Below are 19,606 nucleotides of genomic sequence, written 5' to 3'. Positions count from 1 at the left end.
TCCGCCTGCCGGCACCCCGCAGCACACCCTGCAAGCCTCAAACCAACAGCGAAAAATTGTCCATCACCACCGAATTGCCCATGAAATCGAAGCGGATTTCATCGATGTCTTCGATCTCGACCATAAGATTGGGACCCGTAACCTCGAGTTCCTGCTGATAGAGGATCTGCCCGTCGTTCATGGCCGTCAGCGTCAGGTGAAACGGTGATGCCGACAATTCGGCGATCGAGACGCCCTGAAAGGTGAACTCCCCGCCATCGACCATTTTCAACATCACGGGCGCCGACCCCGGCGATAGGACGGTATCGCTGAAGCCGTCCTCGGTGATGGCGTCGACGCCTGGGATGGTATCGTAGACGATACCGTTCAGAAGCGTCAGCTCCTGACTGCCGTTCACGGAGAGCGCAAAGCCCCGATAGTCGGGAAGGAAGAAATTATCTGCCCTCGACGTGACGCCCATGTCGTCGAAATCCAGGACCTCGTGGTATTTTTCGCCTTCTTTGACGCCGTCGATCGCCAGCGTCAGCACGCCGAGATCCGTGCCCCCTGAGCCATCGGACATCTTGTAGCTCAGCGTCTCGATGAGCTGATCGTATTTCCCTAAATTCTTCACCACGTCGAGCGTGTAGTCCAGCTCATACGTGAAGTGACCGTCAGGTTTCACCTTGAAGGTTCCGTACTTGCCTTCAATGATCGTTTCATGGTCGGGCCCATGTTTGGCGTCGATCCGCACGCCATTGACGAAGCGGGCATACATCTGCGCTCCCTCGGGATCGCTGGCGAGGCGCAGCAGATCGCCCCTGATCCAGTCATGTTCGAAAAAAACGAGAAGGTCGTCGACAGCAGTTGGCTTTGCATTCGTCATGGGAAGCCCCGGCAGGTTAACGCTGGCGGGAATATGAACTGGCCTCGAACCGAAGGCAACCTGAAGTCGTCGGCTTCGCGACAAATCTCGATTTCGCCGTTTTTCACTCGCCTGCCGCGTGTAGCGTGCCGACTGCAAAACGCCGCACGACCTGGCTCCCCTCCAGAGTCCGGCCGCATCCAGATTGCTTTTGCTCCGCTGCGGATTTAGACCGGTTCCAATTTCGCGACGGACGCCCACCAGAAAGGTCACTTCGATGGCTGACGATCTCTTCCCACTCGGCAAGGATGCCACCCCCTACCGCAAGATCAGCAGCGACCATGTCTCGGTCGACAGCTTCAAGGGCCAGGAGATCCTGACCGTCGAGCCGGAAGGCATCCGCCTGCTTGCCGAAACCGCCTTTGCCGACATCAACCACCTGCTGCGCCCCGGCCATCTGAAGCAGCTCGCCTCGATCCTGGACGACCCCGAGGCGACCGACAACGACCGCTTCGTCGCCTACGACCTATTGAAGAATGCCAATATATCAGCCGGCGGCGTGCTGCCCATGTGCCAGGATACCGGCACGGCGATCATCATGGGCAAGAAGGGCCGCCGGGTCTGGACCGAAGGCGGCGATACTTCAGCCCTCGCCCGCGGCGTCATGGATGCCTACGAGAAGAAGAATCTGCGTTATTCGCAGCTCGCGCCGGTGAAAATGTTCGAGGAGAAGAACACCAGGAACAACCTGCCGGCCCAGATCGACATCTACGAGGAAGGCACCGACGCCTATGAATTCCTCTTCGTCGCCAAGGGCGGCGGCTCGGCCAACAAGACCTTTCTTTATCAGGGCACGCCTTCGCTGCTGACGCATGACCGGATGATCGACTTCCTCAAGGAGAAGATCCTGACGTTAGGGACGGCAGCCTGCCCCCCCTACCATCTGGCGATCGTCATCGGCGGCACCTCGGCCGAGATGAACCTGAAAACCGTCAAGCTCGCCTCGACCCGCTATCTCGACGAGCTGCCGACCGAAGGTTCCGAGAGCGGTCACGCCTTCCGTGACCTCGAGATGGAGAAGGAAATCCACAAGCTGACGCAGCAGATGGGCGTCGGCGCCCAGTTCGGCGGCAAGTATTTCTGTCATGACGTGCGCGTCATCCGCCTGCCCCGCCATGGCGCCTCGCTGCCGATCGGCCTCGGCGTCTCCTGTTCCGCCGACCGCCAGGCCAAGGGCAAGATCACCCGCGACGGCATCTTCATCGAACAGCTGGAAACCGATCCGTCGAAATACATGCCCGAGATCGATGAGACGAAACTGTCGGAATCGACCGTCCGTATCGACCTCAACCGGCCGATGACCGAAGTGCTTGCCGAACTGTCCAGGCATCCGGTCAAGACGCGCCTGTCGCTCACAGGGACGATCATCGTCGCCCGAGACCTGGCGCACGCCAAGATCCGCGAGCGGCTGGAAAAGGGCGAAGGCATGCCCGATTACCTGAAAAACCACCCGGTCTACTACGCCGGTCCCGCCAAGACGCCTGTAGGTTACGCCTCCGGCTCCTTCGGCCCGACGACGGCCGGCCGGATGGATAGTTACGTCGATCAGTTCCAATCCTTCGGCGGATCGATGGTGATGCTGGCCAAGGGCAACCGCTCGCGCGCCGTGCGCGAGGCCTGCAAGAAACATGGCGGCTTCTATCTCGGCTCGATCGGCGGTCCCGCCGCCCGCCTCGCCCAGGACTGCATCCGCAAGGTCGAAGTGTTCGAATATCCCGAGCTCGGCATGGAAGCGGTCTGGAAGATCGAGGTCGAAGACTTTCCCGCCTTCATCGTCATCGACGACAAGGGCAATGATTTCTTCCAGGAATTAAACCTCGGTTGAATGTCTGGCCGCGGGCGGATCTTCTACCGCATTGTTCCGCCCGCAATATCCACAGCATTCACCACGTCGCCATCATCCACCCTCGCCAGGATTTCCGTGCGGAAAGCTCCGGCGAGCAGACCGGTATACTCCAGTAGCAAGGCGCCCGCGGCGATAACGGCGACGGTGATGATGGCGAAGGAGGCGTGACGAGACCTTTTCATGATCTTACGCCTGAATTTGCGGGCTGCGACCGGGTTCGCCCTCAGGAAGTATCACTGCAAAATACTCGGTATGAAATAGCCGGCGGCCAAAACCGACTGTCGACAAGATGAATACGACCCCGAGCACAAAGAATAACTGTAAGTTTTTCAAACGCCATTCTCGCGCAGCGGGTATGCATTGTCCCGCCAAAAATACGTTTTTCGATGGAAAATCATAGGCCTGCCGGAAGTATTGCGACCTCGGAAACTTGTCGTATGTAATCTTTGGTATATATCGCTTTAATCTTTTCCCAAGAAATTTAAGCTAGCAAATAGATTATTGCCTTCGAATATATGAGGAGTTCGCCGGATGAATACGGCTGTCGCGCCCAAGGTGCAGGTTCCCGATGTCGCGGGCCAGATCACCTATGCCATGCGCTCGATGGGCGTTGCGCCGATACCGCGCAATTACGAACTCTTCTACGAGGCCTATATCGGCTCCAATCCGGCGCTGACACGCGAGCTTTCAGCCCTTGGCAGCCAGGCGACGCAGGCCGAACTCGATGCGCTGGGCGCGCAATATTTCACCAGCAGCCCGGCCCGCGTCGTCGACGACGCCCATACCCGCATATCAGGCGAGCTCGACGGCTTGCTCAGGGTCCTGAGGCAGGAGCAGAGTTCGCTGGAAAGCTATACCAGGCTGCTTGGCGAAACCCATAAGCGCATCACCTCCAAGAGCAATGCCAGCGTCGAGCTGATCGAAAACGCTATCGAGCTTCTCAGCCAAGCGACCGGCGACACCATGGCGCACGGTGAACGCACCGTCGAGGATGTCGTTCAGCGCTCGCAGGAGATGGACCAGGTCCGCAAGGAACTCGACGAATACAAGCGTATTGCCAACACCGATTCGCTGACGCGCCTTTCCAACCGCCGCGCCTTCGACGAGCGCCTCGCCGCCGTCTTCAACAATCCCGGCATGCGGCCGGTGACGGCCCTGCTGCTTGCCGATATCGACAACTTCAAGAAGATCAACGATACATACGGCCATCCCGTCGGCGACAAGATCCTCGCCACCGTCGCCTCCGTCATCCGCAGCAATGTCCGCCGCGATGTCTTCGTCGCGCGCGCCGGCGGCGAGGAATTCGCGCTCATTATCGACGGCAACACGCCCGAGGAAATCACCGCGATCGCCGAGCGCATCCGCCGCACGCTGGAAACGACCCCGTTCAAAAATTCCCGCACGCGGGTCAATTACGGCCCGATCACCGTCTCGATCGGCATCTGCATGGCCTCCAGCGCCGAGGATGCCGGCGAACTCTACAGCAAGACCGACATCGCCCTTTACGGCGCCAAGAATGCCGGCCGCAACTGCACCATCCTCTATCAGGACGGCATGCAGAAGGATTTCACCAAAAGCTGGCTGATCTACAAGAGCTGACGGCAATTCCGCGCCGCAGGTGCTCTGTCACCCAGGGGTGACAGCAGTTTTACCACATCGTCTTCGCCGCGCGTCCCGGCCATTCCCGGTCATAGGTTTCCTGGTCGAAATCGCCGACGGCGGCCTTCAGCATCTGGCCGGGTGTCGGCAGACCGGCGGGATCGGCGAAGTGCTCGGCATTCCATAGTTCCGCCCGCATGACGGCGCGGGCGCATTGGAAATAGACCTCGTCGATCGAAATCACCACGACGGTGCGGGGATGTTTGCCATCCATTTCGAAACTTGCAAGCAGCGCCTCGTCGTCGGAGACGACGCCGCGGCCGTTGATGCGCATCGTCGTGTTCGAGCCGGGGATCAGGAACATCAGCGCCAGCCGCGGATCGCGCACGATATTGGAGAGTGAATCGACGCGGTTGTTGCCGCGCCAGTCCGGCAGATGCAGCGTCTCGTCGTCGGCGATGCGCACCACGCCGCCGAGATCGCCGCGCGGCGAACAGTCGAGCCCCTCCGGCCCGACGGTCGCAAGTGCGGCAAACGGCGAGATCTCGATCATCTCGCGATAGAGCGGCGTCAGCCGCTTCGTCACCTTGTCGACCGATGCCTGCGACAGGCCGGCGCCATAGATCGTGTTAAGCTCTTCGATGCTGCTGATGATTTTCATAAGGCGTCCCGCCGCGGCTGATATCAGGGCGGACGCTACAATGCGGCGCGCCGCGCCGGAAGCTCAAAAAACGGAATGATCTCCGCATCTTTTTTGATGCTTTCGTCGCAAATGGCCTCTTTGTCCCGATCGCCGTCGAGAAATGCCGCGATCGCGTCAAGGACAGGCGCCGCGCCGACGATACGCCGATGCCCGAAGCCGTTCGCCCAGAACAGCCGTACACGTCCGCCCGCCGCACCATAACGCCTGGCATGGGCCGGCGGCACCTCCTTGTCGTCCTCGGCATGGATGACGAGCACCGGCCGGCCGATGCCGCCCGCCGTATTATCCGCATCGAACGCCTCAAGTCGCCGACCGGTGACGCGATGGACGTCATTCTCCAGCACGGCCTGCGCGGCGGGGCGAAGGCCGATCATCCGGCCGAAATCGACAAACAGCCAGCGCATCTCGCTGGGCGCGCCGATCAGCACCAGCCGCTCCCAGGCGAGAGGCGCCACCTCAGGCAGCAGACCCGCCGCTGTTACCATTAGCGCCGCACCGCCGAAGGAATGGCCGATGACCGCATCGAATGCGCCGAAGCGCTGCTCGGCCGCGGCGATCGCTCCGACCGCAAGCCCCATATGCAGGAAGCGCCCGCCGGCGTGCCCGTGGCCGGGAAAATCGAGCGCCACCACCTCCGCACCCGTTGCCGCAAGCATCGATACGAGTTCGGCCATATATTCGGCGCTCGAGCCCCAGCCATGCGTCACCAGATAACGCCTGCGTTTTCCCTGCGCTCCGCCGTTCAATCGATAGGCATGCGCTTTCGCGCCGCCGGCAAGCTTGAGCGTGAAGCGCTCGGCGCCGGCAAGCCGGGCCGCACCTGCCGTATGCGCCGCCTTCGCCCTGGCTCCCTTCGGCCGCGGCGATGGTGTTCGGCAGAACAGCTGGAACGCCATCCTGCCGGCCAGATCGGGCGAAATCGCCTGCAGAACCGAGAACCCGAGACGGGTGACCTCAAGCGCAAAATTTGCCATAGTGAGAATCCAAAAGACTGTTCAACACTGAACAATAAAGTACAACGATGAACAAAAATCAATCCCTTCCCTGGGATCATCCGCGTTTTCGCAGCTGGATCGCGGTGGCGCGCGCCTGCCAGCTGATGCAACAGTCGCTGACGCGCTCGCTGGCCGATCTCGACATCAAGCCGCCGCACCTCGACATTCTCGTCAATCTCTATCGTTTCGAGGGCATCTCGCAGCAGGAGCTGGCCCGCAAGCTGCTCGTCGGCCGCTCCAATATGAGCATGCTCTTGCCGCAGATGGAAAAACGGGACCTGATCGAGCGGCGCGGCGACGCGCGCGACAAGCGCGTGCTGCGCCTCTACCTCACTGCGGAAGGCCGCACGTTGACCGAGGCGGCGATGGCGATCCAGACCGATCTCATCGAACGCACCCTCTCCGACGAGCCGATCGAGCAATGCATGGCGACCGCCACCTCAATGGAGCGCATCATCACCGTGCTGCTGCAGGATCTCAGGGACCCGGACTGACTGTCGTTCAGTCGATCGGTTTCGTAGCGTTTGTCGGCAGCCATCCTCAGTGTGGGGGCAATTCACCTTTGCCAAGAATATACCCGAAAGCGCCGGCCTTTTCGAAAATAGTGCCCGTCAGGTCCGCGCCATCGAAGACGGCCGCATCGATTGCCGATCCGAAGAAGGTTGCCGATGCCAACCTTGCTCCCGAAAAATCGCAGGTTTTTACGTTGCAATGAGAAAAGTCAGCGCCTTCAAGATTGGCCCTTGTAAAGCTCGCAACAATCCAGCTTCCGGTGAAGACAGCCCCGCGAAGATCGACGTGACTGAAATCATAAAATTCATCATCGAGGTCCAGCCCTCGAAAATTGCGTTCTCCCGTCGCATAGCGGGTCAGGATTTTTTCGGATTTGGGGTGACGACTCATACCGGGCAGTTCCTCAATGCAGCGTCGGCGCCGGCGATGCACCGCTCAGCGAGCGATATTCCCAGGCAGCGACGATGATCAGCACCAGCGTCGCCAGAATGCCCAGCAGATAAATCTCGATGAAGGGTGCCGCGAAGGCAAGCAGGATCAGCAGCACCAGGCCGGCAAGATGCGACAGCGGCAGCTGCCCGCTGGTCGCGCCCTTGAACCAGAGATTGCCGATCAGGAACAGGCCGGAGCCGCCGAGCACTGCCGCAGCGATGCCGAGATCGCCCGTCTCATGCGGATGCGAGAACATGAACTCGACGGCGACCGCATGCACGATGATGCCGGCAAGGATCGGGATATGCCCGTAGGTGAAAGCCTGCCGCGCCAGTGCCCCCGGGGTCGCCTCATGCTCGATGCGGTGGGCGGCGCGCCCGTGGCCGAAGCGGAAATAAAGCCACCACATGGCGACCGTGCCGACGAAGCCGGTGATGAAGACGATGCCGGTCAGCCCCGAAACCGGCAGCTCCGAAAAGGTGCGGCCGGAAACCAGGATCGCTTCGCCGAGACAGATGATGACGAAGAGCGCGCAGCGCTCAGCCATATGGGCGCCGGAAACATCCCAGTCGCTCGGCGTCGAGCGGCCGAACCCCGGCACGGCAAAGCCGGCGGCCGGCCCGATATATTCGATCGCCAGCGCGATCACCCAGGCGATCAGCCGGGCCTCATGATCGAGCAGCCCGCCGGCGATCCAGAAGATCGCAGCCACCACCAGCCAGGTGGTGATGCGGACGAAATTCAGCGTATTGGCGCGGTCAACGCGCGTCATCGCATAGGTCGTAAACAGCGAGCGCCCGACCTGCATCGCCACATAGGCGCCGGCAAAGAGCAGCCCCTTGTCGCCGAAGGCTTCGGGGATCGAGGCCGACAGCAGCAGTCCGAGCATCATCAGCGCCACAAGCATGCCGCGCACCGGCATTTTGTCGGGATCGAGCCAGTTCGTCACCCAGGCGGTGAAGATCCACACCCACCAGACGGCAAAGGTCATCAGCGCCGCTTCGGCCGCACCGAGCAGCGTATAATGAGCGGCAAGCGCATGCGAAAGCTGCGAGATCGAAAAGACGAAGACCAGGTCGAAGAACAGCTCGAGGAAGGTCACCTTGCTGCCGGCCGCACTCCCCTTGGCGCGCAGCCAGTTCTTTCCGTTCGCTTTTGTCATGTATCCCCCGATACCCGTTGATTTCAGCGCGGCTTTTCCGCCGTATCGCGGTTCATGCCTTTTTCCCTGAGCTCGTCCTCATAGGCCGAAAACAGCTCCGCGCCCCGTTCGCCGAGTTCGCGCAGATAGGTCCAGGTGTAGATGCCGGTGTCGTGCATGTCGTCGAAACCGATCCTCACGGCATAATTGCCGGTCGGCGTCATCGCGATGATCGCAACATTGCGCTTGCCCGGCACCGTCACCCGCTGCCCCGGCCCGTGGCCCTGCACCTCGGCCGACGGCGACAGCACGCGCAAAAGCTCGGCCGACAGGTCGAAGCTCTGGCCGTCGTCGAAGGTTATCGCCAGCCGCTGCCGGTCTTTCGAAACGCGAAGTTCGCTCGGCCAGATATCGCTCATCATTTTGTCCTCTTCTCCTGCGAGGAGTAGGCGCTGATGTTTTTCAGCGCAAGCTGAAATTGGCATGGCGCACCAGCTGTTTCCCTTGACGCGACAATAGCATATGCCCACATTGAAGAGACCACGGAGATACAGGTGAATACCAGGGTAGGAACGATAGGCGATGCATCGCCGCTCACGGCGGATGCACATCCGATGATCGACCCGTTCGGCCGGGCCGTCACCTATCTGCGCGTCTCCGTCACCGACCGCTGCGATTTCCGCTGCACCTATTGCATGGCCGAGAATATGACCTTCCTGCCGAAGAAGGATCTGTTGACGCTTGAGGAACTCGATCGGCTCTGTTCCGCCTTCGTCGCCAAGGGCGTGAGGAAGATCAGGCTCACCGGCGGCGAACCGCTGGTACGCAAGAATATCATGTATCTGGTCCGCCGGCTCGGCGAAAAGATCGGCGCCGGCCTCGACGAGCTGACGCTGACCACCAACGGCTCACAGCTCGCCCGCCATGCCGAGGAGCTCTATGAGTGCGGCGTGCGCCGCATCAACGTCTCGCTCGATACGCTCGATCCCGACAAATTCCGCAAGATCACCCGCTGGGGCGATTTTGCCAAGGTGATGGAAGGCATCGACGCAGCGCAGAAGGCCGGCATCAAGATCAAGCTCAACGCCGTGGCGCTGAAGGATTTCAACGACACCGAGATGCCCGATCTCCTGCGCTTCGCCCATGGCCGCCGCATGGACCTCACCGTCATCGAAACCATGCCGATGGGCGAGATCGACGAGGACCGCACCGACCAGTACCTGCCGCTCTCCGCGCTGCGCGCCGATCTGGAGAGGCAGTTCACGCTCACCGATATCGACTACCAGACCGGCGGCCCGGCGCGTTACGTCAGGGTGGGAGAAACCGGCGGCCGCCTCGGCTTCATCACACCGATGACCCATAATTTCTGCGAGAGCTGCAACCGTGTGCGCCTCACCTGCACCGGCACGCTCTATATGTGCCTCGGCCAGAACGACGCCGCCGATCTGCGCGCCGCCCTGCGCGCCAGCCAAGACGACGCCCTCCTCCGCACCGCCATCGACGAGGCCATCACCCGCAAACCGAAGGGCCACGACTTCATCATCGACCGCACGCACAATAGGCCGGCCGTGGCCCGGCATATGAGTGTTACGGGTGGGTGAGACGCGGTCCCGCGAAGCGGGAGCGATCGATCCAGTGAATCGATCGCAGCGTCGAACGCCCTGAGCCCAAGCGAAGGGCCGGGATACGGTGCGGCAAACTCCCTCTTCTCCCCAGCGGGGGTCCGAAGGACGGGTCGAGCCACAGGTCTCGCCCGTCCTTCGGACCCCCGCTGGGGAGAAGGGAAAACCCCCTCACCCCGGCTTCCGCGCACAAATCGCAAACCGCTCCTGCACCATCCGCTCCAGCCCGCGCAGGAACGGCATCTTGCGCGCCTGCGCCCAGTGAATATCGCCAAGCTTGCGGTCGACCACGATGTCCACAAAACCCGCCTGACGGAGAAGCTCGACCACCGCTTCGGCCGGCATGTCATGGGAGAAATGCACGCGGGAGCGGATTTTCTGGTGCCGCGCCATCATCTCCGGTGACATATGGCTTGCCGCCGGCTTGCCCGTCACCTTTGTCCAAAACTTCTGCAGGCTCTTCACCCAGGTTTCCCGGCCCATATTGCCGTCGACGATCAGCACCTTACCGCCCGGCTTCAGCACCGAAAACCATTCCTTGAAGGCCGAAGCCGGGTCTACCAGCGTCCAGACGAGATGCCGGTTGGTGATGGCGTCGTAGCTGTCCTTCGGCTCCATGGTGTTTTCGGCGTCGCCGGAGATGAAGCGGATATCGGTGCCGCGCTTCTTCGCCTTGGCGCGCGCCTGCGCCAGCATTGCATCCGACCAATCGAGGCCGGTCACCTTGAAACCGACATCATGCATCAGATGCGAAATGACGGCCGTACCGCAGGCAAGATCGAGCAGCGGGCGCCCCTGGCCTTCGCCGAGATGCTTCCGGATCAGCCGCTGCCAGCCCTTTCGCTCTTCTTCCGAAAAGATTTCATGGCCGACGCTCTGGTCGAAGGTTGCTGCCCGTTCCGACCAGAAATCGCGGATTTCGTCGCGGATGGAGTAGTTTGTATTCATGGAATTCATCTTGAGGGACCCGGCATAACATCAGTTTGGAAATGCTCTAAAACATATAACTTGATTCACAAAGTCATATTTCTTATGCCTGCGGACATTATTCAGACGTCAGGGGAATTTCCAGATGAATTTCGCAAAAATGTTCGCAGTCTCCGCAGCTGCGATTGCCGGCTTGATGCCGCTTTCGGCTTGGGCGCAATCCTTCACCATCAAGGATGTCGCGGGCCGCGAAGTGGCCTTCGACAAGCCGGTCGAGCGTGTGATCCTTGGGGAAGGCCGCATGCTCTACGCCGTCGCGCCGATCGAGAAGGAAGATCCCTTCGCCAAGATCGTCGGCTGGCGCAACGACCTCTGGACCACCGACAAGGACGGCTTCAACGCCTATGTCGAGAAGTTTCCCAAGGGCAAGGACCTGCCCTTCCTCGGCAACTTGACCGACGGCACGCTGCAGACCGAGACGGTCGTCAAGCTGCATCCGGATGTGCTGCTGCTGCCGATCGGCAATAAGACGGCCGCCGACGAGGTGAAACTCGAAGACATGCTGAACGGCATCGGCGTGAAGATCGTCTATATCGATTTCCGCGAGCACATCCTCGCCAACACCGAACCGAGCCTGAAGATCCTCGGCCAGCTCTTCGGCCATGAGGATCGCGCCGAAGCCGTCGCCGCCTACTGGAAAGAGCAGATGGCGCGGGTGACCGACAGGCTGAAGGCCGCCAATCCGCCGAAGCCGAATGTCTTCATGTACCGCGCCGCCGGCCTGGTGGAATGCTGCGGCACCTTCGGCCCCGATAATTTCGGCATGATGGTCGATTGGGCCGGCGGCCACAATCTCGGCTCCGATTTCCTGCCCGGTTATACCGGCTCGATCAATGCCGAACAGGTCGTCGCCTCCAATCCGGAGGTCATCGTCGTCACCGGCTCCAACTGGAGCCAGACCAAGGATGCCAAGGATTTCGTCAATGTCGGCCCGAACGCCGCTGCCACCCTCGGCGACAGCCGCAAGGCATTGATCACGCTGATGGAAAACCCCGCCTTCACCGGCTCCAAGGCGGTGGCCGGCGGCAATGTCCATGCGATCTGGCACCAGTTCTATACCAGCCCCTATCAGTTCGTCGCCGTCCAGCAGCTGGCAAAGTGGTTCCATCCGAACCTCTTCGCCGATCTCGACCCGGATGCCACCTTCAAGGAATTCCACGAGAAATTCCTGCCGGTCGCCTATCAGCCGGGTTACTGGGTCGACGCCAAGGCCGGCCAGTAAATCGCAATGGCCGAGATCGCCGCACATTCGATAGACGTGGAAGCCGGGAGGGAGCGCTACCGCGCCCTCGCCCGGCGCAAGCTGCTGATCCTTTTCGCCATGACGGCAGCACTATGTCTGTCCTTCGCCGTCGATCTCGCCTGGGGACCGGCCCGCTACAGCCTCGGTGAGGTCGTCTCCGCCCTCCTCGACCCGTCTTCGGTTTCCGATCAGATCCGCGCCGTCGTCTGGGACATCCGCATGCCGGTCGCCGTCATGGCGATCGTCGTCGGCGCCTCACTCTCCGTCGCCGGCGCGCAGATGCAGACGATCCTCGCCAATCCGCTCGCCAGCCCCTTCACGCTCGGCATCTCGGCGGCCGCAAGCTTTGGCGCGGCTCTGGCGATCGTCACCAGCGTTCCGCTTCTGCCGGTGGCCGCCGGCCTGCTGGTGCCGGTCAATGCCTTCATCATGGCGCTGATCGCCACCCTCTTCATCCATTTCGTCTCGCAGGCCCGCGGCGTCTCGGTGCAAACGGTGGTGCTGCTCGGCATCGCTCTGGTCTTCACCTTCAACGCGGCCCTCGCCTTCCTGCAATATCTCGCCTCCGAGCAGGCGCTATCGGCCGTCGTCTTCTGGACGATGGGCAGTCTCACAAAAGCCACCTGGCCGAAGATCTGGGTGACGCTTGCCATTCTGCTGCTTGCCCTGCCGCTCTTTGCCCGCAATGCCTGGGCACTGACCGCCATCCGCCTCGGCGAGGACAAAGCCGCAAGCTTCGGCGTCAATGTCCGCCGCATCCGCCTGGAAACCATGCTCGTCGTCTCGCTGCTGGCCGCAGTCCCCGTGAGCTTCGTCGGCACCATCGGTTTCGTCGGCCTCGTCGGGCCGCACATCGCCCGCATGATCCTCGGCGAGGATCAGCGCTTCTTCCTGCCGGGCTCTATCCTTTCGGGCGCGCTGCTGCTGTCGCTGACCTCGATCGTCTCGAAGTCGATCATCCCCGGCGTCGTCTTCCCGATCGGCATCATCACCGCGCTGGTTGGCGTGCCCTTCTTCTTCTCGCTCATCCTCTCGAACAGGAGCCGGTCTTGGTAGCGCTTCAATTGCAGTCGGTCGGCGCCTATCACGGCCGCAAGCTCTTCGTCGAAGACGTAACGACGCCGGTGATGAAGTCAGGCGAGGTCGTCGCCGTGATCGGCCCGAACGCTGCCGGCAAATCGACGCTCTTCAAGCGCATCACCGGCCTGCTCAAGGGTCCAGGCGATGTCGTCGTCGAAGGCTCGAAGGCGAAGAACGCCATCAGCTACATGCCGCAGGATACCTCCGCCAATGCGGTCCTGACCGTCTACGAATCCATCCTGCTCGCCCGCAAGCAGGGCCAGTCCTGGGCCGTCGGCGATGGCGACCTGTATTTCATCGACGACATCATGGCAGCGCTCGATATCACCGCCCTGGCCTTCCGCGATCTCGGCGCGCTCTCAGGCGGCCAGCGCCAGCTCGTCTCGATCGCCCAGGCGCTCGTCCGCGAGCCCGAAATCATGCTGATGGACGAACCCACAAGCGCGCTCGACCTCCACCGCCAGGTCGAAGTCCTCGACTTCATGCGCCGCCAGGCCCGCGCCAAAGGCATGATCGTGCTCATCGCCATCCACGACCTCAACCAGGCGCTGCGCTTCGCCGACAAGGTCCTGGTCATCGCCAACGGCCGCATGCGCGCCTGCGGCGCGCCAAGAGATGTCGTTACCGCCGAGATGCTGCGGGAAATCTACAGGGTCGAAGCCCGGATCGAGAAATGCTCGCTGGAATACGATCATGTGATCGTGGATGGGACGGCGCATTGAGGCTGGCAGGGCCAACGCGAAAGAAAGCGCATCCTGAAGCGCCATGGCCCATGAAAGCCGCATTCTGAGGCGTCAACACCCAGGAAAGCCTCAGCCTGAAGTGCCAACACCCGAGCGCGCCGCACCTGAGAAACGCCCGAAAACGCCTCAGCCTAAGATGGCAACGCCCAAGAGAGCCTCATCCTGGGGCAAGTAGCCCGTAGGGCGAAGCCTCGAAGGACGAGGCGGGCGCTCCCACCCCAGGCGCAAACATCTTGAGTAACGACATAGGCCACGTTGCGGCAGCATCCTTCGAGGCGATCCTGCGGATCACAAGGATGAGGACCCGTGGAGGCTGCCGCTATCTCATCAATCGATCAATCGCTGCGCCGTAAACTTGTCCGTAACCAACATATCGATCACCCCGACGCGCAGCGCGCCTGCGATAGCGTCGGTCTTCTTGGACCCGCCGGCCAGTGCAATGACCCGGTCCACCCGTTCGAGATCCTCGAGCGGAAGCCCTATGACCCGGTCATCCAGGGGCGTCTTCACCGGCTTGCCGTTCTTATCGAAGAAGCGAAGCGAAATGTCGCCGACGGCGCCCGCTTCCGCGAGATCGGAGAGTTCCCGAGACGAAAAGATGTTGCCGGATCGAGCGAGAAGTTCGGAGGGCTCGACGGCTCCGATGCCGACGATCGCCAGCGTGATGCTGCCGAACAGATCCATCGTCTCGCGGACGAAAGGGTCGGCCTGCATCAGAAGCTTTGCCTCCCTCGACGTCGTCACGCCCTGCACGGGGAGCAGTTTCGGCTCGGCGCCGGTCAGCCGTGCAAGCCGCGTGGTCAGCTGCGTCGCGTGCGTCTGCACCGAAGGATCGCCCATGCCGCCAAGGGTCTGGACGACGTATTTCACCTGAGCGCTCTTCGAAGGATGAATGTTTTCGACCATCTTGAAAATGGTCTGGCTCCAGCTCGAAACGCCGATGATCTCTCCTGGCGCAAGCGTCACCTCCAGGAGATGCGCCGCCGCCTCGCCGATACGGGCCATGATGGCGCCGTCCCGGTCTTCCGTGCACTCGACGACGATCGCCTCCGGCAGATCGTATTTTTCGCGAAGCGCGCTCTCGAGTTCGCTGTAGGTACCGACGGGAGGGATGACGCTGGTTCGCACGATATCTTCAGCCTCGGCACGCTTGAGCATGCGCGACACCGTCGCCTGCGACAGGCGAAGGTGCTCTGCGATCTCCGCCTGCCGCCGCCCCTCGATGTGGTACATCTGGGCGACCCTTGAAATGAGGCGGAGTTCATTGAGGCGAGTCATCGCTAATCCCAGAGTGAATTTTTATTCACCTTTAGCCTGTGTTTCGCGGGACGTCGAGCGGGCGAGCGCATCATTCCAAGTGTGGAGAAGTGCTGCGCGATCCACGGGTTGCGGCCCAATGGTTTGGGTGTTTCTCGGCAAGCCCGCGACCATGTGGAGATCGCTCCACAAGCCGAGGGACAGCCCCGCCAGATAGGCGGCGCCCAAAGCCGACGCCTCGGGTGCCTCGCATTGGATCACGGGATGTTGGATGAGGTCGGCGACGCACTGCATCAGGAAGCGGTTCTGGCTCGGGCCCCCATCCACATAGAGCGCCCCAAGCGCGCCGCCGCTCTGTGCCCGCATGGCCGCGATCACGTCATGCACCTGGAAGGCGATGGAGTCGGTGACCGACCGCGCCATTTGCGCCCGTGTCGTGTTGAAGTTGATCTGGGAGAACAGGGCGCGGGCGTCGGAATGCCAGTAAGGCGCGCCCAGTCCGACGAAGGCCGGCACGAAACCGGGTCCTCCAGGCGCAGCACTCGCCGCAAGTTCGACAAGGGCCGCCACATCCGCAAGGCCGAGAATATCCGCCATCCAGGGCAGGCTGGCGGCGCAAACCAGAATATTGCCTTCGAACGCGAAAGTCGGCTTTCCCCCGATACGCCATGCGACGGTGGTTGTGACGCCGTTGCGCGGGGCGATGAATTGCGGCAGCGTCGTCATGATAGAAGAGCCGGTTCCGAAGGTCACCTTGCCGTCGCCCGGCTTGAAGGCTCCATGGCCGAACAGGGCTGCGTGGCTGTCGCCGATCGCGGCCATGATGGGCGTGCCGTCCGCCACTCCCGGCAATCCTTGCGTTCTGCCGAAATCGGCGGAGCTGTCGAGCACCTCGGGCAGCAGCGCGATATCGACGCCGAAGATCGCGCCAAGCTCCTCGCTCCATCTCTGCTCCTGGAGATCGAACAGCTGGCTCCTGGCGGCATTGGACGCGTCGCATACATGCCGGCGCCCGCCCGTCAGGCAGTGGACGAGCCAGCTGTCGATCGTTCCGAGCCGCACCGATCGCCCGGCAGGAATCCGGTCGAGCAGCCATCGGAATTTCGAACCTGGGAACATCGGATCCAGTGGCAGACCGGTCAGCGCCTGCACCCGGTCAAGGCGGCCTTCGGCAATCAGACGTTCGCAATCCTGCGCCGTTCGACGGCACTGCCAGCTGACCACCGGTCCGAGCGGCTCTCCCGTTTCGGCGTCCCAGGCGGTGACGGACTCGCGCTGGTTGGAAATGGCGACCGCCTCGATCACCACAGCCGGGCTGGCCTTCAGGCAGGCGTCGATCGCTTCGCAGACCGATGCGTAGAGCCGGCGCGGGTCTTGTTCGACCCAGCCCGGCTTCGGATAGGAGATGCCGACAGGAGCCGAACCCCTTCCGACGATTTCTCCCTTTTCGGAAACGAGAACTGCCTTTGAATTGGTCGTGCCCTGGTCGATTGCCAGAATTGCCCGCATTCCATCCTCCCAGATCAGGTGGCGGCCGCAGTGGCAAAATGCACCCCGGCCGCTTCACGCGATCCCCAGTTACTTGCGCTTGATCAGCGCCTGTGCAGCGTCGGCGATTGCCGACGGCGCCATCCCGTATTCGTCGAGCAGGAACTCTGCCGAACCTGTGGGGGCATAGACGCCGGGAACGCCGAGACGTTTCATCGGCACCGGAGCATTGTCGACCACCACTTCGGCGACCGCGGAACCGAGCCCGCCGAAGATCGAATGCTCTTCGGCCGTGACGATCGCTCCGGTTTCCCTCGCCGCGGCGATGATGGCCTCTTCGTCGATCGGACGAACCGTTGCGAGGTTGAGAACCCTGGCATCGATGCCGCGGGCTGCGAGGATTTCGGCCGCCTTCACGATACGATGGGTCAAAGTGCCGTTGGCGATAAGGGTGACGTCGGAACCCTGGCGAAGGAGATTTGCCTTGCCAAGTTCGAACCTATGACCCTCCGGAAGCAGATCGGGCACGCCGACGCGAGACAGACGCAGGAAACAGGGCCCGTTGTAAGTCGCGGCCCACGCAACGGCGGCAGCGGTTTCGATGCGGTCGCAGGGCGCAATGACCGGGAGATTGGGCAGGACCCGCAGCCAGGCGAAATCTTCGATCGAGTGATGCGTCGGGCCGAGCTCGCCATATGCCATTCCGGAAGAAATACCCACAAGTTTGACGTTGGCATTCGAGTAGGAAATATCGGCCTTGATCTGCTCCAGCGACCGCCCCGTGAGAAACGGGGCAGCGGCGCACACGAATGGAAGACGCCCGCCATTGGCAAGGCCCGCTCCAACGCCGACCATGTTCTGCTCGGCAATGCCGACGTTGACGAGGCGCTCTCCGAACTTCGACTTGAAACCGCCGAGCTTGGAGGAGCCGACGGAGTCGTTGCAGACGGCAACGATCGTTTCGTTTTCAGCTGCCAGCCGCTCGAGCGTGGAAGCAAAGGCGTCGCGGCAATCGTGGAGCTTGGGTGGGTTTACTGGCGCGTTCATTAGAGTGCCTCCGACAATTCTGCCACTGCGATTTCGTATTGTTCCCTATTGGGCACCTTGTGGTGCCAGTCGACCCGGTCCTGCATGAACGAAATTCCATGGCCCTTGTTGGTATGGGCAACGATGCAATGCGGTCTCGATCCCCGGTGTTCGAGCGCCGGAACGATCTCGCTCATTATGTTGCCGTTGATCTCGGTGACCTCCCAATCGAAGGCCTCGAGCTTCGGACGAAGCGGGGCGAGATCGTTGGTTTCCGAAAGCGCCGCCCCCTGCTGGAACCTGTTGTGGTCGATCACCAGCGTCAAGTTATCGAGCTTGAACTGCGCGGCCGCCATGATCGCCTCCCAGTTGGAGCCCTCCTGCATCTCACCGTCGCCGGTGACGACATAGGTGTAATATCCGGCGCCTGACAGCTTGGCGGCTTTCGCCATTCCGACTGCGACCGGAAGACCGTGGCCGAGCGGCCCGGTATTCGTTTCGACGCCGGGAACCTTGTTGCAATTCGGATGCCCGTTCAACCTCGAATGCGGCTGCAAGAAGGTGGAAATCTCCTCCTCCGGGATGAAGCCGCGTTTTGCGAGCGTCACATACAGAGCGCATGCCGTATGCCCCTTTGAAAGAACGAACCTGTCGCGGTCGGGATGTCTCGGCTCATCCGGCCAGACATTCAGGACACGAAAATAGAGCGCCGTCAAAATGTCGATGACCGACATCTCCCCGCCAATATGGCCGGCGCCCGCTTCAAAGACCGCCTGGAGATCGCGCAATCGGATCTCGCGGGCGATGCGCTCAAGTTCTGTCGTATCCATCGATTCCTCGTGTGCATAAATATTCACTATTCAATATTTTTGCACAAGAAGCCGATTAGTCAACCCCTTTATACCAACTACCTCGAACATCCATCCAACGAAATCTTGTTGACAGCCGGAAAGCAAGTTGTTAATGAATTTTCCAGCAGGCATGAATATTTATTCTCACCTGAACGAATATCGGATACAGGCCTAAGCATAGGGAGGAGCAATGGTGGCGCTCGATATCAATGAACACAGGCTTTCGTCCGGCGCCTGGCTCGGCAAGCTCAAGGGAGCTACCGGCCCGCTCGTGGGACTGCTTGCGCTCTGCGTCTTTCTGAGCCTCAGCACGGACACGTTTCTTTCGGTTCGAAACGGCCTCAACATCCTCGACCAGATCACCGTTCTCGGCATCATGGCGGTTGGAATGACCTTCGTCATCCTGATCGGCGGCATCGATCTCTCCGTCGGCTCGGCACTTGCCCTGGCGATGATGGTCATGGGCTGGACCGCCAATGTCGCCGGCCTGCCGCTGCCCGTCGCGATCGCTTTTGCTCTGGTCGCATCGGGGGTTTCGGGGCTGATCGTCGGGCTTCTGGTGACGCAGTTCAGGGTTCCAGCCTTTATTGCCACGCTTGCGATGATGTCCGCAGCTCGCGGCGTCGCCAATATGATCACGGACGGCCAGCAGATCGTTGGATTCCCTGACTGGTTCATGATGCTGGCAATCGATCGCCATTTCGGCGTGTTGACCGCCACCGTGTTTCTCATGCTTGCTGTTGTTCTTGCGGCGTGGCTTTTCCTGCACTTCCGGTCCGAAGGTCGCATGCTCTACGCGGTCGGAGGAAATCCGGAAGTCGCGCGCCTTGCGGGTATCAACGTCCCGCTCGTGACGATTGGCGTCTACGTCGTAAGTTCAGTGCTTGCGGGGCTCGCAGGCATCGTACTCGCCGCCCGGCTGGATTCCGTCCAACCGTCCAGCGGTCTCGGCTATGAACTGGACACCATCGCCGCGGTCGTCATCGGCGGAACTTCGCTCTCCGGCGGCGCGGGCGGTATCGGAGGAACACTGATCGGTGTTCTCATCATCGGCGTGCTTCGCAACGGGCTCAATCTTCTCAACGTCTCGCCGTTCCTGCAGCAGGTGATCATCGGCATCGTCATCGTGCTCGCGGTCGGCGCGGAGACCATTCGTCGGCGTCGCGCCTGACGAGC

At 61.5% G+C, this 19,606-nt stretch carries 20 protein-coding genes; 8 read left to right on the top strand and 12 right to left on the bottom strand.

Annotation, left to right across the window (positions count from 1 at the left end):
- Positions 1-37: 37 nt before the first annotated feature.
- Positions 38-865, bottom strand: coding sequence for a VCBS domain-containing protein (locus tag AF337_RS09585; RefSeq protein ID WP_049731979.1), 828 nt, complete (start codon positions 863-865; stop codon positions 38-40).
- A gap of 256 nt (positions 866-1,121) precedes the next feature.
- On the opposite strand from AF337_RS09585, the gene AF337_RS09580 reads away from it, so the two are divergent.
- On the top strand, positions 1,122-2,729 hold the full coding sequence (locus AF337_RS09580) for a fumarate hydratase (RefSeq protein ID WP_049731978.1): 1,608 nt from the start codon (positions 1,122-1,124) through the stop codon (positions 2,727-2,729).
- A gap of 23 nt (positions 2,730-2,752) precedes the next feature.
- On the opposite strand, the gene AF337_RS09575 is transcribed toward AF337_RS09580, so the two are convergent.
- On the bottom strand, positions 2,753-2,932 hold the full coding sequence (locus AF337_RS09575; RefSeq protein WP_049731977.1) for a hypothetical protein: 180 nt from the start codon (positions 2,930-2,932) through the stop codon (positions 2,753-2,755).
- 349 nt (positions 2,933-3,281) lie between these two features.
- Between AF337_RS09575 and AF337_RS09570 the strand changes: the two genes are divergently transcribed.
- Positions 3,282-4,349, top strand: a complete 1,068-nt coding sequence (locus tag AF337_RS09570) for a GGDEF domain-containing protein (protein WP_049731976.1) — start codon at positions 3,282-3,284, stop codon at positions 4,347-4,349.
- A gap of 49 nt (positions 4,350-4,398) precedes the next feature.
- On the opposite strand, the gene AF337_RS09565 is transcribed toward AF337_RS09570, so the two are convergent.
- Together AF337_RS09565 and AF337_RS09560 are read right to left on the bottom strand one after the other, a co-directional pair.
- Entirely contained in the window at positions 4,399-5,010 is a 612-nt protein-coding gene (locus tag AF337_RS09565; protein WP_049731975.1) for a pyridoxamine 5'-phosphate oxidase family protein, read from the bottom strand.
- A 35-nt stretch (positions 5,011-5,045) separates the two neighbouring features.
- Entirely contained in the window at positions 5,046-6,026 is a 981-nt protein-coding gene (locus AF337_RS09560) for an alpha/beta hydrolase (protein ID WP_049731974.1), read from the bottom strand.
- Positions 6,027-6,073: 47 nt separating this feature from the next.
- On the opposite strand from AF337_RS09560, the gene AF337_RS09555 reads away from it, so the two are divergent.
- Positions 6,074-6,541 carry a MarR family winged helix-turn-helix transcriptional regulator gene (locus AF337_RS09555; RefSeq protein ID WP_049731973.1) on the top strand — a complete coding sequence of 156 codons (468 nt, stop codon included), beginning with the start codon at positions 6,074-6,076 and terminating at the stop codon, positions 6,539-6,541.
- Between the two features lie 46 nt (positions 6,542-6,587).
- On the opposite strand, the gene AF337_RS09550 is transcribed toward AF337_RS09555, so the two are convergent.
- From AF337_RS09550 to AF337_RS09540, 3 genes are read right to left on the bottom strand one after another with little or no spacing between them, the layout of a single operon-like run.
- Complete coding sequence (locus tag AF337_RS09550; RefSeq protein ID WP_049731972.1) at positions 6,588-6,950, bottom strand: pentapeptide repeat-containing protein; 363 nt, start codon at positions 6,948-6,950, stop codon at positions 6,588-6,590.
- A gap of 13 nt (positions 6,951-6,963) precedes the next feature.
- Positions 6,964-8,154, bottom strand: coding sequence for a low temperature requirement protein A (locus tag AF337_RS09545; protein WP_049731971.1), 1,191 nt, complete (start codon positions 8,152-8,154; stop codon positions 6,964-6,966).
- Positions 8,155-8,177: 23 nt separating this feature from the next.
- A complete protein-coding gene (locus AF337_RS09540; protein ID WP_193393591.1) occupies positions 8,178-8,555 on the bottom strand; it encodes a gamma-butyrobetaine hydroxylase family protein in 378 nt (125 codons plus the stop codon).
- A 132-nt stretch (positions 8,556-8,687) separates the two neighbouring features.
- Between AF337_RS09540 and moaA the strand changes: the two genes are divergently transcribed.
- Entirely contained in the window at positions 8,688-9,734 is a 1,047-nt protein-coding gene (gene moaA / locus AF337_RS09535) for a GTP 3',8-cyclase MoaA (RefSeq protein ID WP_049731970.1), read from the top strand.
- 192 nt (positions 9,735-9,926) lie between these two features.
- On the opposite strand, the gene AF337_RS09530 is transcribed toward moaA, so the two are convergent.
- Entirely contained in the window at positions 9,927-10,712 is a 786-nt protein-coding gene (locus AF337_RS09530) for a class I SAM-dependent methyltransferase (RefSeq protein WP_049731969.1), read from the bottom strand.
- Between the two features lie 115 nt (positions 10,713-10,827).
- Here AF337_RS09530 and AF337_RS09525 point away from each other — a divergent pair, with 115 nt between their 5' ends.
- From AF337_RS09525 to AF337_RS09515, 3 genes are read left to right on the top strand one after another with little or no spacing between them, the layout of a single operon-like run.
- The gene (locus AF337_RS09525) at positions 10,828-11,964 is read left to right on the top strand and encodes an ABC transporter substrate-binding protein (protein ID WP_049731968.1); all 1,137 of its coding nucleotides are present in this window, start codon (positions 10,828-10,830) and stop codon (positions 11,962-11,964) included.
- 6 nt (positions 11,965-11,970) lie between these two features.
- Positions 11,971-13,041 carry a FecCD family ABC transporter permease gene (locus AF337_RS09520; RefSeq protein WP_049731967.1) on the top strand — a complete coding sequence of 357 codons (1,071 nt, stop codon included), beginning with the start codon at positions 11,971-11,973 and terminating at the stop codon, positions 13,039-13,041.
- The gene (locus AF337_RS09515) at positions 13,035-13,787 is read left to right on the top strand and encodes an ABC transporter ATP-binding protein (RefSeq protein ID WP_049731966.1); all 753 of its coding nucleotides are present in this window, start codon (positions 13,035-13,037) and stop codon (positions 13,785-13,787) included. Before AF337_RS09520 ends, AF337_RS09515 begins: the two co-directional genes overlap by 7 nt.
- 348 nt (positions 13,788-14,135) lie before the next feature.
- Here AF337_RS09515 and AF337_RS09510 read toward each other — a convergent pair whose 3' ends face one another.
- From AF337_RS09510 to AF337_RS09495, 4 genes are all read right to left on the bottom strand, one after another.
- On the bottom strand, positions 14,136-15,086 hold the full coding sequence (locus tag AF337_RS09510) for a sugar-binding transcriptional regulator (protein WP_049731965.1): 951 nt from the start codon (positions 15,084-15,086) through the stop codon (positions 14,136-14,138).
- Positions 15,087-15,107: 21 nt separating this feature from the next.
- Positions 15,108-16,574 (bottom strand): FGGY family carbohydrate kinase, encoded by a 1,467-nt coding sequence (locus AF337_RS09505; protein WP_049731964.1) that lies wholly within the window; start codon positions 16,572-16,574, stop codon positions 15,108-15,110.
- Between the two features lie 69 nt (positions 16,575-16,643).
- On the bottom strand, positions 16,644-17,600 hold the full coding sequence (locus AF337_RS09500; RefSeq protein ID WP_049731963.1) for a transketolase family protein: 957 nt from the start codon (positions 17,598-17,600) through the stop codon (positions 16,644-16,646).
- On the bottom strand, positions 17,600-18,409 hold the full coding sequence (locus AF337_RS09495) for a transketolase (RefSeq protein WP_049732045.1): 810 nt from the start codon (positions 18,407-18,409) through the stop codon (positions 17,600-17,602). Before AF337_RS09495 ends, AF337_RS09500 begins: the two co-directional genes overlap by 1 nt.
- Positions 18,410-18,620: 211 nt before the next feature.
- On the opposite strand from AF337_RS09495, the gene AF337_RS09490 reads away from it, so the two are divergent.
- Entirely contained in the window at positions 18,621-19,601 is a 981-nt protein-coding gene (locus AF337_RS09490) for an ABC transporter permease (protein WP_049731962.1), read from the top strand.
- The last annotated feature ends 5 nt before the right edge of the window (positions 19,602-19,606 follow it).

The sequence above is a fragment of the Rhizobium ecuadorense genome (assembly GCF_001187535.1).
Taxonomy (GTDB): domain Bacteria; phylum Pseudomonadota; class Alphaproteobacteria; order Rhizobiales; family Rhizobiaceae; genus Rhizobium; species Rhizobium ecuadorense.
This window is presented reverse-complemented; position numbering and strand designations above follow the sequence as displayed.

Bases quoted from the DNA above. Each gene is read 5' to 3' on its own strand.
- AF337_RS09585 (WP_049731979.1), bottom strand. From the start codon at position 865: ATGACGAATGCAAAGCCAACTGCTGTCGACGACCTTCTCGTTTTTTTC.
- AF337_RS09580 (WP_049731978.1), top strand. From the start codon at position 1,122: ATGGCTGACGATCTCTTCCCACTCGGCAAGGATGCCACCCCCTACCGC.
- AF337_RS09575 (WP_049731977.1), bottom strand. From the start codon at position 2,932: ATGAAAAGGTCTCGTCACGCCTCCTTCGCCATCATCACCGTCGCCGTT.
- AF337_RS09570 (WP_049731976.1), top strand. From the start codon at position 3,282: ATGAATACGGCTGTCGCGCCCAAGGTGCAGGTTCCCGATGTCGCGGGC.
- AF337_RS09565 (WP_049731975.1), bottom strand. From the start codon at position 5,010: ATGAAAATCATCAGCAGCATCGAAGAGCTTAACACGATCTATGGCGCC.
- AF337_RS09560 (WP_049731974.1), bottom strand. From the start codon at position 6,026: ATGGCAAATTTTGCGCTTGAGGTCACCCGTCTCGGGTTCTCGGTTCTG.
- AF337_RS09555 (WP_049731973.1), top strand. From the start codon at position 6,074: ATGAACAAAAATCAATCCCTTCCCTGGGATCATCCGCGTTTTCGCAGC.
- AF337_RS09550 (WP_049731972.1), bottom strand. From the start codon at position 6,950: ATGAGTCGTCACCCCAAATCCGAAAAAATCCTGACCCGCTATGCGACG.
- AF337_RS09545 (WP_049731971.1), bottom strand. From the start codon at position 8,154: ATGACAAAAGCGAACGGAAAGAACTGGCTGCGCGCCAAGGGGAGTGCG.
- AF337_RS09540 (WP_193393591.1), bottom strand. From the start codon at position 8,555: ATGATGAGCGATATCTGGCCGAGCGAACTTCGCGTTTCGAAAGACCGG.
- AF337_RS09530 (WP_049731969.1), bottom strand. From the start codon at position 10,712: ATGAATTCCATGAATACAAACTACTCCATCCGCGACGAAATCCGCGAT.
- AF337_RS09525 (WP_049731968.1), top strand. From the start codon at position 10,828: ATGAATTTCGCAAAAATGTTCGCAGTCTCCGCAGCTGCGATTGCCGGC.
- AF337_RS09520 (WP_049731967.1), top strand. From the start codon at position 11,971: ATGGCCGAGATCGCCGCACATTCGATAGACGTGGAAGCCGGGAGGGAG.
- AF337_RS09510 (WP_049731965.1), bottom strand. From the start codon at position 15,086: ATGACTCGCCTCAATGAACTCCGCCTCATTTCAAGGGTCGCCCAGATG.
- AF337_RS09505 (WP_049731964.1), bottom strand. From the start codon at position 16,574: ATGCGGGCAATTCTGGCAATCGACCAGGGCACGACCAATTCAAAGGCA.
- AF337_RS09500 (WP_049731963.1), bottom strand. From the start codon at position 17,600: ATGAACGCGCCAGTAAACCCACCCAAGCTCCACGATTGCCGCGACGCC.
- AF337_RS09495 (WP_049732045.1), bottom strand. From the start codon at position 18,409: ATGGATACGACAGAACTTGAGCGCATCGCCCGCGAGATCCGATTGCGC.
- AF337_RS09490 (WP_049731962.1), top strand. From the start codon at position 18,621: ATGGTGGCGCTCGATATCAATGAACACAGGCTTTCGTCCGGCGCCTGG.